11 protein-coding genes are annotated in these 12,639 nt (G+C 58.2%); 6 read left to right on the top strand and 5 right to left on the bottom strand.

The features are described 5' to 3' along the window. Positions 1–3: 3 nt before the first annotated feature. The 4 genes from frr to rpsB form a co-directional block, all read right to left on the bottom strand. On the bottom strand, positions 4–561 hold the full coding sequence (gene frr / locus M0808_RS03820; protein WP_047291868.1) for a ribosome recycling factor: 558 nt from the start codon (positions 559–561) through the stop codon (positions 4–6). Then, positions 558–1,301, bottom strand: coding sequence for a UMP kinase (gene pyrH / locus M0808_RS03815; RefSeq protein WP_003222124.1), 744 nt, complete (start codon positions 1,299–1,301; stop codon positions 558–560). The genes frr and pyrH overlap by 4 nt, the downstream gene beginning before the upstream one ends. A gap of 212 nt (positions 1,302–1,513) precedes the next feature. After that, the gene (gene tsf, locus M0808_RS03810; RefSeq protein WP_027611027.1) at positions 1,514–2,377 is read right to left on the bottom strand and encodes a translation elongation factor Ts; all 864 of its coding nucleotides are present in this window, start codon (positions 2,375–2,377) and stop codon (positions 1,514–1,516) included. A gap of 203 nt (positions 2,378–2,580) precedes the next feature. Next, the gene (gene rpsB, locus M0808_RS03805) at positions 2,581–3,318 is read right to left on the bottom strand and encodes a 30S ribosomal protein S2 (RefSeq protein WP_003222119.1); all 738 of its coding nucleotides are present in this window, start codon (positions 3,316–3,318) and stop codon (positions 2,581–2,583) included. Between the two features lie 373 nt (positions 3,319–3,691). Between rpsB and map the strand changes: the two genes are divergently transcribed. From map to M0808_RS03780, 5 genes are all read left to right on the top strand, one after another. After that, the gene (gene map, locus M0808_RS03800) at positions 3,692–4,474 is read left to right on the top strand and encodes a type I methionyl aminopeptidase (RefSeq protein WP_007964271.1); all 783 of its coding nucleotides are present in this window, start codon (positions 3,692–3,694) and stop codon (positions 4,472–4,474) included. Between the two features lie 41 nt (positions 4,475–4,515). Continuing rightward, a complete protein-coding gene (locus M0808_RS03795; RefSeq protein WP_210558092.1) occupies positions 4,516–7,218 on the top strand; it encodes a [protein-PII] uridylyltransferase in 2,703 nt (900 codons plus the stop codon). A gap of 121 nt (positions 7,219–7,339) precedes the next feature. Further along, positions 7,340–8,539 carry a succinyldiaminopimelate transaminase gene (gene dapC / locus M0808_RS03790; protein ID WP_115988116.1) on the top strand — a complete coding sequence of 400 codons (1,200 nt, stop codon included), beginning with the start codon at positions 7,340–7,342 and terminating at the stop codon, positions 8,537–8,539. Positions 8,540–8,702: 163 nt separating this feature from the next. Next, on the top strand, positions 8,703–9,395 hold the full coding sequence (locus tag M0808_RS03785) for a M12 family metallopeptidase (protein WP_247839978.1): 693 nt from the start codon (positions 8,703–8,705) through the stop codon (positions 9,393–9,395). Between the two features lie 147 nt (positions 9,396–9,542). Further along, positions 9,543–10,304, top strand: coding sequence for a hypothetical protein (locus M0808_RS03780; RefSeq protein ID WP_223849621.1), 762 nt, complete (start codon positions 9,543–9,545; stop codon positions 10,302–10,304). Between the two features lie 21 nt (positions 10,305–10,325). On the opposite strand, the gene M0808_RS03775 is transcribed toward M0808_RS03780, so the two are convergent. Then, a complete protein-coding gene (locus M0808_RS03775) occupies positions 10,326–11,957 on the bottom strand; it encodes a Na+/H+ antiporter (RefSeq protein WP_202369579.1) in 1,632 nt (543 codons plus the stop codon). A gap of 293 nt (positions 11,958–12,250) precedes the next feature. Between M0808_RS03775 and M0808_RS03770 the strand changes: the two genes are divergently transcribed. Next, on the top strand, positions 12,251–12,613 hold the full coding sequence (locus M0808_RS03770; protein ID WP_003222107.1) for an ArsC family reductase: 363 nt from the start codon (positions 12,251–12,253) through the stop codon (positions 12,611–12,613). Positions 12,614–12,639 lie beyond the last annotated feature (26 nt).

The following is a 12,639-nucleotide window of genomic DNA, read 5'->3' as shown; positions in this document are numbered from 1 at the left end:
CCCTTATACGGCCATCAGGTCTTTTTCTTTCTCGTCCGTGGCCTTGGTGATCTGGGCCTCGGATTCCTTGGTCAGCTTATCGATATCAGCGATGGCACGACGCTCTTCGTCTTCACTGATTTCCTTGTCCTTGACCAGCTTTTTAAGCTCACCCAATGCGTCACGACGAATGTTGCGCACGGCAACGCGCGCATCTTCCGCTGCGCTACGAGCCTGCTTGGTGAAGCCCTTGCGCGTTTCCTCGGTGAGGGCAGGCATCGGGATCAAAAGCAACTCACCCAGGTTGGTCGGATTGAGGTTCAGACCGGCGCTCTGGATCGCCTTGTCGACGGCAGCGAGCATGTTGCGCTCGAAGGCCACGACTTGCAGGGTACGCGAATCTTTCACGGTGACGTTGGCCACGCTGCTCAGCGGGGTGTCAGTGCCGTAATAAGGCACCATGACGCTGCCGAGGATGCTCGGGTGAGCCTTGCCGGTACGAATCTGGCCGAACGCGTGGTTCAGAGATTCCAGGGATTTCTGCATACGCGCTTGGGCGTCTTTCTTGATTTCGTTGATCATTGTTGGCCTTCCTCGATCAAAGTCCCTTCAGCGCCGCCGTGCACAATGTTCAGCAGGGCGCCGGGCTTGTTCATGTTGAATACGCGCAGCGGCATCTTGTGATCGCGGCACAGGCAGATAGCAGTCAGATCCATCACGCCCAGCTTGCGATCCAGCACTTCATCATAAGTCAGATGATCGAACTTCTCGGCATGCGGGTCTTTGAACGGGTCTGCGGTGTAAACGCCATCAACCTTGGTCGCTTTCAGCACGACGTCGGCATCGATTTCGATGGCACGCAGGCAGGCTGCCGAATCCGTGGTAAAGAACGGATTACCGGTACCGGCGGCGAAGATCACCACGTCCTTGGAGTTCAGGTGGCGCATGGCTTTGCGGCGATCATAGTGATCGGTCACGCCAACCATGGAAATGGCCGACATCACGATGGCTGAGATATTGGCACGTTCCAGCGCATCGCGCATGGCCAGGGCGTTCATCACAGTGGCCAGCATGCCCATGTGGTCGCCTGTCACCCGATCCATGCCAGCCTTGCTCAAGGCCTCGCCACGGAACAGGTTGCCACCGCCGATCACCAGACCGACCTGTACGCCGATGCCGACCAGTTGGCCGACTTCCAGCGCCATCCGATCCAGCACTTTTGGATCGATCCCGAACTCTTCCGAGCCCATCAGGGCCTCGCCGCTAAGCTTGAGTAGAATGCGTTTATAGCGAGCCTGATAACCACTGCCCTGCTGAGCCATTGCGAATCTCTCCTGCGGCGTATTTAAAAAATTCTGTGCAAGCTGTTTTACAGCTGCCGTTCACTCTAGCTTGGCGCTGCTTCAGCGCCATCGGAACCTGGCTTTGTAAGTCAGTTCCCAGTGGAAACCAATTAAAAAATGGTAACCCCATCTGAAAAGAGGCTGCGCGCGTGAGCGGGCAGCCTCTTTCGGGCGACAGTTGAAAAACCGTCTTATTGCTTGGCGGCAGCCAGCTGGGCAGCAACTTCTTCAGCGAAGTTGTCGACCGGCTTCTCGATGCCTTCGCCTACTTTGAAGTAGGTGAAGGAAACGATTTCTGCGCCGCCTTTCTTGGCCAGCTCGCCAACCTTGATTTCAGGGTTCTTGACGAACGCCTGCTCAACCAGGCTTGCTTCTGCCAGGAACTTGCTGATACGGCCTTTGACCATGTTCTCAACAATGTTTTCTGGCTTGCCTTTGATCTTCTCTTCGTTCAGCTGCAGGAAAACAGCTTTTTCACGCTCGATCGCTTCAGCCGAAACTTGCGAAGGCAGCAGGAACTCAGGGTTGCTTGCAGCAACGTGCATCGCGATGTCTTTGGCCAGCTCGACGTCGCCGCCTTTCAGAGCCACAACGACACCGATCTTGTTGCCGTGCAGGTAAGAACCGACAACGTCACCTTCGATACGGGCCAGACGACGGATGTTGACGTTCTCGCCTACTTTGGCAACCAGTGCTTCGCGAGCAGCTTCTTGCGAAGCGATCAGCGGAGCAGCGTCGGTCAGCTTGTCAGCGAAAGCTTTTTCAACGCTGGCAGCGACGAAGTTTTTGAAGTCGTCTTGCAGAGCCAGGAAGTCGGTCTGCGAGTTCACTTCCAGGATAACGGCAGCTTTACCGTCGTCCTTGATTGCGATTGCGCCTTCAGCGGCAACGTTGCCAGCCTTTTTCGCAGCCTTGATCGCGCCCGAAGCACGCATGTCATCAATGGCTTTTTCGATGTCGCCGTCAGCCTTTTCCAGGGCTTTCTTGCAGTCCATCATGCCTTCGCCGGTACGCTCGCGCAGTTCTTTAACCAACGCTGCAGTAATTGCTGCCATTTTCAAATTCCTCTTGGATAGGTTTTCAACCATTCCACCCGATCGAACGGGCGTTCAATTCTTCCCGAAACACCTTGTAGCTGCTGCACGTTACAAATGCAGGAGGTGCGCTGCCACAAGTGGGCGCCAACAAACGGTTTTCGAGGTGGCAAAAAGGGGGCCAAGCCCCCTTTTTGCTTACTGAGTCAACGCCAGGGCGTCGATTACTCAGCTGCAGCCTGAGTTTCTTCAGCTGCGAATTCAACAGTGCCGCCAGCAACATTGTTGCGACCACGGATCACTGCGTCAGCCATCGAACCCATGTACAGCTGGATAGCGCGGATTGCGTCATCGTTGCCTGGGATGATGTAGTCAACGCCTTCCGGGCTGCTGTTGGTATCGACAACGCCGATGACCGGGATGCCCAGCTTGTTGGCTTCGGTGATCGCGATGCGCTCGTGGTCAACGTCGATCACGAACAGTGCGTCTGGCAGACCGCCCATGTCCTTGATGCCGCCCAGCGAACGATCCAGCTTTTCCAGGTCACGGGAGCGCATCAGCGCTTCTTTCTTGGTCAGCTTGGCGAAAGTACCGTCTTCGGCTTGAACTTCAAGGTCACGCAGACGCTTGATGGAAGCACGAATGGTTTTGAAGTTGGTCAGCATGCCGCCCAACCAGCGGTGATCGACGTACGGCGAACCGCAACGTGCTGCTTCTTCAGCAACGATCTTGCCAGCGGAACGCTTGGTGCCGACGAACAGAATCTTGTTTTTGCCCTGGGCCAGACGCTCTACGAAAGTCAGAGCTTCGTTGAACATTGGCAGGGTTTTTTCAAGGTTGATGATGTGAATCTTGTTACGCGCGCCGAAAATGTACTTACCCATTTTCGGATTCCAGTAACGGGTTTGGTGACCGAAGTGCACACCGGCCTTCAGCATATCGCGCATGTTGACTTGGGACATGATAGTTCCTTAATAAGTCGGGTTTGGCCTCCACGTATCCCAATGACCAACCAGTGGCATAAAGCCAAAAGCACCCAGGTCATCGTGTCGACACGTGTGTGGATTTAAGCTTTTCGGGGTATCCCCGGAAAGCGGCGCATTTTATACCACAGGGTGCACAGAAACGGAACCCGGAATCTGCAATCGCACCAGGGACATGGGCGCAGCCCCCTTGGAATCGCCTTCAAGCGCACCATTGTATAGACAGACGCGATGCACGCAGGCGCGGATTTGCTCCTTTCGTCTGGTAGAATCGCGTTTTTCAGGGTCGCAAATCCCACACCTGCCACCCTATCCGTATCAGCAAGCGCCGCCGAGCGCAGAGAGAGCCTGTATGACCGTCAACCTCAAAACCCCCGAGGACATCGCTGGCATGCGTGTCGCCGGCAAACTGGCCGCCGATGTGCTGGAAATGATTGCCGAACACGTCAAACCGGGCGTGACCACCGATCAACTGAATCAGATCTGCCACGACTACATCGTCAACGTGCAGCAGGCCATCCCTGCCCCGCTCAACTACAAAGGCTACCCGAAGTCGATCTGCACCTCGATCAATCACGTCGTCTGCCACGGCATCCCGAATGACAAGCCGCTGAAGAATGGCGACACGCTGAACATCGACGTCACCGTGATCAAGGACGGCTACCACGGCGACACCAGCCGCATGTTCCACGTTGGCGAAGTGCCGGTCTGGGCCGAACGCCTGTCGCAGGTCACTCAGGAATGCATGTACAAGGCGATCGAAATCGTCAAACCTGGCTGCCGCCTCGGCGACATCGGTGAGATCATCCAGAAGCACGCGGAAAAGAACGGTTTCTCGGTGGTTCGCGAGTTCTGCGGCCACGGCATCGGCAAGGTGTTCCACGAAGAGCCGCAGATCCTGCATTACGGTCGGGCCGGCACCGGCATGGAACTGAAGGCCGGCATGACCTTCACCATCGAACCGATGATCAACCAGGGCAAGGCCGACACCAAGGTACTGGGCGACGGCTGGACCGCCATCACCAAGGACCGCAAACTCTCGGCGCAGTGGGAACACACCCTGCTAGTGACCGACACTGGCTACGAGATTTTCACCCTGCGCGCCGATGACACCATCCCGCGCGTCTCGGCCTGATCCCAAGAACGCTCCCAGCCTTATAGAAGGAAAGCCAATCGATGCCGCAGGTGGATCCCGAACTCTTCGACCGCGGCCAGTTCCAGGCTGAACTGGCCCTGAAAGCGAGTCCCATCGCGGCGTTCAAGAAGGCGATCCGCCAGGCGCGCGAGGTCCTCGACACGCGTTTTCGCAGCGGCCGCGACATCCGCCGACTGATCGAAGACCGTGCATGGTTCGTCGACAACATCCTGCAAAAAGCCTGGGAGCAGTTCAACTGGAGCGAAGACGCCGATATCGCACTGGTCGCGGTCGGCGGCTACGGCCGTGGTGAGTTGCACCCCTATTCCGACATCGACCTGCTGATCCTGCTGGACAGCGCCGATCACGAAGTCTTCCGCGATTCCATCGAGCGTTTTCTGACGCTGCTGTGGGACATCGGCCTGGAAGTCGGTCAGAGCGTACGCTCGGTCGACGAATGCGCCGAAGAGGCCCGCGCCGACCTGACGGTGGTCACCAACCTGATGGAAAGCCGCACCATCTGCGGCCCCGAACGCCTGCGCCAGCGCATGCTCGATGTCACCAGCACCGCGCACATGTGGCCGGCCAAGGAGTTTTTCCTGGCCAAACGCGCCGAGCAAAAGGCCCGTCACCACAAGTACAACGACACCGAATACAACCTGGAACCCAACGTAAAAGGCTCGCCCGGTGGCCTGCGGGATATCCAGACGATTCTGTGGGTGGCCCGGCGTCAGTACGGCACCCTGAACCTGCGCGCCCTCGCCGGTGAAGGTTTCCTGGTCGAGAGCGAAAACGCCCTGTTGGCGTCGTCCCAGGAATTCCTCTGGAAAGTGCGTTACGCCCTGCACATGCTCGCCGGGCGCTCGGAAGACCGCCTGCTGTTCGATCATCAACGGACCATCGCCGGCCTGCTCGGTTTTGAAGGCGACGACGCCAAACAGGCCGTCGAAAACTTCATGCAGCAGTACTTCCGCGTGGTCATGAGCATCGCCCAACTCAGCGACCTGATCATCCAGCACTTCGAGGAAGTCATCCTCGCCCCGGAAGACGAAGCACCGCCGCAGCCGATCAACTCGCGCTTCCAGTTGCACGACGGCTACATCGAAGCACGCAACGACAACGTATTCCGCCGCACGCCGTTCGCCATGCTCGAGATCTTCGTGTTGATGGCCCAGCAGCCGGAAATCAAAGGCGTGCGCGCTGACACCATTCGTCTGCTGCGCGAGAACCGGCACCTGATCGACGACAACTTCCGCAACGATATCCGCAACACCAGCCTGTTCATCGAGCTGTTCAAGTGCAAGATCGGTGTACACCGCAACCTGCGCCGGATGAACCGCTACGGCATCCTCGGACGTTACCTGCCGGAGTTCGGTTTCATCGTCGGGCAGATGCAGCACGACCTGTTCCACATCTATACGGTCGATGCGCACACGCTGAACCTGATCAAACACCTGCGTAAGTTGCAGTACACCCAGGTGTCGGAAAAATTCCCGTTGGCCGCCAAGCTAATGGCCAAACTGCCCAAGCCCGAACTGATCTACATGGCCGGCCTGTATCACGACATCGGCAAGGGCCGGCATGGCGATCACTCGGACATCGGCGCAGTCGATGCCGAAGCGTTCTGCCAGCGCCATCAGTTGCCGCTGTGGGACAGCCGCCTGATCGTCTGGCTGGTGCAGAACCATCTGGTGATGTCGACCACCGCACAGCGCAAGGATCTGTCCGACCCGCAGGTGATCCACGACTTCGCGCAGATCGTCAGCGACGAGACCCGTCTGGACTACTTGTATGTGCTGACCGTGGCCGACATCAACGCCACCAACCCGACCCTATGGAATTCGTGGCGCGCCAGCCTGCTGCGCCAGCTCTACACCGAGACCAAACGCGCTCTGCGCCGTGGCCTGGAAAATCCGGTGGATCGCGAAGAGCAGATCCGCCAGACCCAGAGTGCGGCGCTGGACATCCTCGTGCGCGGCGGCACCGATCCGGACGACGTCGAGCAGTTGTGGGCGCAGTTGGGCGATGACTATTTCCTGCGTCACACCGCCGGCGACGTGGCTTGGCACAGTGACGCGATCCTGCAGCAGCCGGCCGATGGCGGTCCGCTGGTGCTGATCAAGGAAACCACTCAGCGCGAGTTCGAAGGTGGCACGCAGATCTTCATCTACGCCCCGGACCAGCACGATTTCTTCGCCGTGACCGTGGCCGCGATGGACCAGCTCAACCTGAACATTCACGACGCCCGGGTCATCACTTCGAGCAGCCAGTTCACCCTCGACACCTACATCGTGCTCGACACCGACGGCGACTCGATCGGCGACAACCCGGCCCGGGTCAAACAGATTCGCGATGGCCTGACCGAAGCGCTGCGCAATCCTGACGATTACCCGACGATCATCCAGCGCCGGGTACCGCGCCAGCTCAAGCACTTCGCCTTCGCGCCGCAGGTGACGATCCACAACGACGCCCAGCGTCCGGTGACAGTGCTGGAACTGACGGCACCGGATCGCCCGGGCCTGCTGGCACGGATCGGCGGGATCTTCCTCGAGTTCGACCTGTCGCTGCAGAACGCCAAGATTGCGACCCTGGGCGAACGCGTAGAAGACGTGTTCTTCATCACCGACGCCCACAACCAGCCGCTCTCCGACCCACTGCTGTGCAGCCGCTTGCAGGACGCAATCGTCGAGCAACTGAGCGTCAATCAGGAACCGGATATCAAGCTTTCGCGCATCAGTATTTGATCCAGCAACTTCCCCCCTGTGGGAGCGGGCTTGCTCGCGAAAGCGGTGTGTCAGGCAACACATCATTCAATGACACACCGCTTTCGCGAGCAAGCCCGCTCCCACATTGAACGAGGCCCCCATGAACAACGCTCTGAACCAGCTCCAGCCCTACCCGTTCGAAAAACTCCGCGCGCTGCTTGGCACGGTCACGCCGAACCCGGACAAACGCCCGATCGCCCTGTCGATCGGCGAGCCGAAACATCGCTCGCCAAGCTTTGTCGCCGAAGCGCTGGCGAACAATCTGGATCAGATGGCGGTGTACCCGACCACCCTCGGCATCCCGGCCCTGCGCGAAGCCATCGCCGGCTGGTGCGAACGTCGCTTTGGCGTGCCGAGCGGCTGGATCGATCCGGCGCGCAATGTACTGCCGGTCAACGGTACCCGCGAAGCGCTGTTCGCCTTCACCCAGACCGTGGTCAACCGTGGCGACGATGCACTGGTGGTCAGCCCGAACCCGTTCTATCAGATCTACGAGGGCGCAGCGTTCCTCGCCGGGGCCAAGCCGCACTACCTGCCTTGCCTGGACGAAAACGGCTTCAACCCGGATTTCGACGCCGTGTCGCCAGACATCTGGAAACGCTGCCAGATCCTGTTCCTGTGCTCGCCAGGCAACCCGACCGGCGCGCTGATCCCGGTTGATGTACTGAAAAAACTCATCGCCCTGGCCGACGAATACGACTTCGTGATCGCCGCCGACGAGTGCTACAGCGAACTGTACTTCGACGAACAGACCCCGCCGCCGGGCCTGCTCAGCGCCTGCGTCGAACTGGGCCGCAAGGACTTCAAGCGTTGCGTGGTGTTCCACAGCCTGTCCAAGCGCTCCAACCTGCCGGGCCTGCGCTCCGGGTTCGTCGCCGGTGACGCGGATATCCTCAAGGGTTTCCTGCTGTACCGCACCTACCACGGTTGCGCGATGCCGGTGCAAACCCAACTGGCCAGCGTTGCGGCGTGGAATGACGAAGTGCATGTACGCGCCAACCGTGCGCTGTACCGCGAGAAGTTCGACGCAGTGCTGGCAATTCTCAGCCCGGTGATGGACGTACAGCGTCCGGACGGCAGCTTCTACCTCTGGCCGAACGTGGCCGGTGATGATGCCGCATTCTGCCGCGACCTGTTCGAGCAGGAACATGTGACTGTCGTGCCAGGCTCGTATCTGTCGCGCGAGGTCGACGGCGTGAATCCGGGCGCCGGGCGCGTGCGCATGGCACTGGTTGCGCCTTTGGCTGAATGTGTTGAAGCTGCAGAACGGATCCGCGACTTCATCACCCGCCAACACTGAGTTTTTAATATCCGTGCCAGTCATCTGGCACGGACATACCCCTCAAGTTACATTTAAAACCACTTTACGACTACTCCAGACACTGCCCGAAGCTTAATCTCGCGCAGTGTTTTTTTGCATGCGCGAAACAACCAAAAAGACAAATCAAGGAGCAAGACAAAGCATGGACAACTTTCAATATTGCACGCTGCAAAAACCGGCTAAAGAACTCAAATCCAGCGCCCTCAACAACAGCCGAAAAAAACGCTCATTGGTGCACTACGACAAACTTTGGCCAAGCCGACACATTCTGAAAATAGCTTTCATGGATAACCCAACTCCGGAACACAAAGATAAAATCATTGCCGCCGCCGAAAAATGGCTTCCTTATATCAGTTTGAAGTTTGAGTTCGTTGAAGGCGTAGAGGGTGAGATTCGAATCGCCACCGAGGGTGTGGTGAACAGTTCATTTCTGGGTACCGATGCACTGGATATGTTTCCTGACACGCCAACCATGAACCTTGGCATCGACCCCGAACACGAAGACTTCGAGACGGTCGTCATCCACGAGTTTGGCCACGCACTCGGCGCGATGCACGAACACCAGCACCCCAAGGCGCAAATCCCCTGGAATAAAGAAAATGTTTACAACTACTACCAGAACAGACCGATGAATCCACTGTCGCGAGGCGAAGTTGACGACAATATATTTACGCCTTTTGACGATGCCGACGCGCTTTACTTGCCATACGATCGAAAATCCATCATGCACCATCCTGTTCCCAACAATTTGACGCTTGGCAATTGGGCGAATCCGATCAATCGCGAAATCAGTGATAAAGACAAACAGCTCATGCAGTTGATTTACCCACGTTGAATCACATCTTTACCGTGCCAGTTCTGTTGGCACGGTAATCCGTCATAAAATCGTACACATATCCAATTTACCTGCTCAGGCGCAGCAACTAGCATCCTTCATTCAAAGCGACTTTCCGGGAACAACAAGCAACCCGAGAAGTTACATATGACGAACGAAAACATGGATGTTCAGTTATGCACTCAACCCGGCTTCAGCCAAACAAAAAAACCGAAACCACACGCACCTCCCGCAACATCAAATGCACTTCGGAGGTTCAGTAAAATGTGGGCTAAAAACAATCCGGCAAAATTCTGGACTCCCGGCAGCACTCTCCGCATCGCCTTCCTCAACGGTACGCAGGAATTCAAGGACGCGACCATTGCCGCTGCCAGCAACTGGTTGCCGCACATCAACTTGAAATTCGATTTCGTTGAAGGTGAAGTGGGCGACATCCGCATACTCAGTCAGGAAGGAACGTTTTCCTCCCGGATAGGTACGGATGCTCTGCTACATCCCGATGAGCCGACCATGACACTGTGGCCGCATCCGAGTCTGCCACGTTACTTCGCAGCCAATGTCATGCATGAGTTCGGTCACATGCTGGGCGCGGAGCATGAACAGACCAATCCCACGGCAGATATTCCCTGGGACAAACCAGCCATCTATGCACAATTTGGAATCACCGCCGACCCGGAAGAAGACGACTCCCAGGCCAGCGTGACGCGCAAACGCCTGCACGACTGGTACTTTGACCGCGGCAATCCCGACGAAAGCATTTATTCGGAATACGATCCAAAGTCGATCATGCACTATCGCATCAGCCAGTCCTGGACCATCGGAGACTTCCAGCTCTTCATTAATCTGGATCTCAGCGAAAAGGACAAAATCTTCATGGCGAACGCTTATCCCTGCCCCGCGAGTGAGTGAGCGCATCAGGTCCGTGTCGGGCTATTTGACCTGACCCAGATTCGCCTCACTCAAATCCAGCTCACCCAATACCTCACGCAACACGTCATCACCGATCTGGTGCTGACGGCTGAGGCTATACAGCTCCAGGCGTTGCGCCCGCAACGCCTTCAAGCGCAAGCGGCGTTCCAGCAGATCCATCTGGAACGCCAGCGCCTGGGCTTCGGCCGAATCATTGAACACGTCGAGCTGATGACGATACTCGGACATGATCCGCGCCTTGAGTTCCGCCGAGAGTGCGGCCTGCGCCGCATCCTGCGGGCCGACCTCTTCGGTTTCCAGCGCATGGATCGCCGCCTCGGCGGTCTTGCGCCAGGCGTCGCGCACTTCCTGACGACGTTTGTCGTCCGGGCTTTTCTCGATGCCACGCAGCAGCAACGGCAAGGCGATGCAGGCGCAAATCAGCGACAACAGAATCACCCCGGCGGCGATGAAGATCAGCAGATCACGCTCTGGGAACGCCTCGCTACCCATCAACATCGGCACCGACATCACACCGGCCAGCGTCACCGCCCCGCGCACTCCGCCGACAGTCAGCAACCAGCAGGATCGCGCGGTCGGCACTTGCGTCAAGTCGCCCTTGCCGCGCAGCCGTCGCAGCAGTACCGACAGGCGCCAGATGCTCTGTACCCAGATAAAGCGCAACAGCACCAGCGCGAGAAAAATCGCCACCACGTCGAGGCCGCGATACATCAGCGTCGGCCACAACGTCGGTTCGTGGCTGACCACCGCTTTGATGATGTCCGGCAATTGCAGACCCAGCAGCAGGAAGATCAGACCGTTGAAGGCAAATTCGAGCAATGACCAGACGCTGCGATTGAGTAGCCGGGTGCTGGTCTGCCGCGGCAGCAGATCGAGCCAGCTCTGCATCATCCCCGCCGCGACAGCCGAAAGAATCCCCGAAGCGCCCAGTCGCTCGGCCAATACATAGGCGGCGAACGGCAGCAGCAACATGAACACCACGTGAGTGGCCGGATCGTCCCAGCCCCGGGCAATCATCCACGCGCGCAAGCGCCCGACCAGCCAGCTCAGCGCGACGCCGACGGCCAAGCCCCCGACCGCCACCAGTACGAACGTCAGGCTGGCATTGGCCAGCGAGAACACCCCGGTCACCGCCGCCACCAAGGCAAACTTGAACGTCACCAGACCCGAGGCATCGTTCATCAACGCCTCGCCTTGCAGGATGTGCATCAGCGGTGTCGGCAAGCGGTTCTGCGAGATCGCCGAGACCGCCACGGCGTCGGTCGGCGAGAGCACGGCGGCCAGCGCGAAGGCCACCGGCAGCGGAATGCTCGGCAACAGCCAGTGAATGAAGTACCCGGCGCCGACCACGGTGAACAGCACCAGGCCAACCGCCAGCGTCAGGATCGGCCCGCGCAGATGCCAGAACTCGCGTTTGGGCATGCGCCAACCGTCGGAAAACAGCAGCGGCGGCAGGAACAGAAACAGGAACAATTCGGGGTCCAGCGCGACGTGCAGGCCCAGTGTCGGCCAGGCCAGCAAGGCACCGGCGGCGATTTGCACGAGGGGCAGCGGCAGCGGGATGACCCGTCCGACCAGCCGGGAGACGCTGACCAGCATCAGCAGGATCAGGACGGTATAAGCGGTTTGCATAAAGCGGAAATCTCAGACAATCGACAGCGTTGAACTGCCATATTAGCCGCTTAGGATGCGTCTGACCGTTGCACCTATGTCGCAGCCCTGTCGCAAATCCCCTTGTGGGAGCGGGCTTGCTCGCGAATGCGGTGGGTCATTGAGCAATGATTTCGACTGACACGGCCCTTTCGCGAGCAAGCCCGCTCCCACAGGGTAATCTGCAAGCAGATAAACCTCGGCGCCGCGAAACCGTTTGGTCATGGCATAATCCGACACCATTTTTTTCCAGCACCTGTAAAGGGGGCGATTCCTTGACCGTTTCAAGTAAAACGTTGCACCTTTTCGGCATCAAAGCCTGCGACACCATGAAGAAGGCGCGCACCTGGCTCGATGAACACGCTGTCAGCTACGACTTCCACGACTACAAAACCGCCGGCATCGACCGTGAGCACCTGACCCAATGGTGTGACGAGCACGGCTGGCAAACGGTGTTGAACCGTGCAGGCACGACCTTTCGCAAACTCGACGACGAACGTAAAGCCGATCTCGACCAGTCGAAAGCCATCGAACTGATGCTCGCTCAACCCTCGATGATCAAGCGCCCGGTGCTCGATCTCGGTGACCGAACCCTGATTGGCTTCAAGCCAGACATCTACGCGGCCGCACTCAAGTAAGCAGCCCGTCAATTATTGCTAGAGGT

This window comes from Pseudomonas sp. MWU12-3103b, from assembly GCF_023100615.1.
Classification (GTDB): Bacteria; Pseudomonadota; Gammaproteobacteria; order Pseudomonadales; family Pseudomonadaceae; genus Aquipseudomonas; species Aquipseudomonas putida_A.
Note: the sequence above shows the minus strand (reverse complement) of the source record. Positions and strands in the feature narration are given on the sequence as shown.

Bases quoted from the DNA above. Each gene is read 5' to 3' on its own strand.
- frr (WP_047291868.1), bottom strand. From the start codon at position 561: ATGATCAACGAAATCAAGAAAGACGCCCAAGCGCGTATGCAGAAATCC.
- pyrH (WP_003222124.1), bottom strand. From the start codon at position 1,301: ATGGCTCAGCAGGGCAGTGGTTATCAGGCTCGCTATAAACGCATTCTA.
- tsf (WP_027611027.1), bottom strand. From the start codon at position 2,377: ATGGCAGCAATTACTGCAGCGTTGGTTAAAGAACTGCGCGAGCGTACC.
- rpsB (WP_003222119.1), bottom strand. From the start codon at position 3,318: ATGTCCCAAGTCAACATGCGCGATATGCTGAAGGCCGGTGTGCACTTC.
- map (WP_007964271.1), top strand. From the start codon at position 3,692: ATGACCGTCAACCTCAAAACCCCCGAGGACATCGCTGGCATGCGTGTC.
- M0808_RS03795 (WP_210558092.1), top strand. From the start codon at position 4,516: ATGCCGCAGGTGGATCCCGAACTCTTCGACCGCGGCCAGTTCCAGGCT.
- dapC (WP_115988116.1), top strand. From the start codon at position 7,340: ATGAACAACGCTCTGAACCAGCTCCAGCCCTACCCGTTCGAAAAACTC.
- M0808_RS03785 (WP_247839978.1), top strand. From the start codon at position 8,703: ATGGACAACTTTCAATATTGCACGCTGCAAAAACCGGCTAAAGAACTC.
- M0808_RS03780 (WP_223849621.1), top strand. From the start codon at position 9,543: ATGACGAACGAAAACATGGATGTTCAGTTATGCACTCAACCCGGCTTC.
- M0808_RS03775 (WP_202369579.1), bottom strand. From the start codon at position 11,957: ATGCAAACCGCTTATACCGTCCTGATCCTGCTGATGCTGGTCAGCGTC.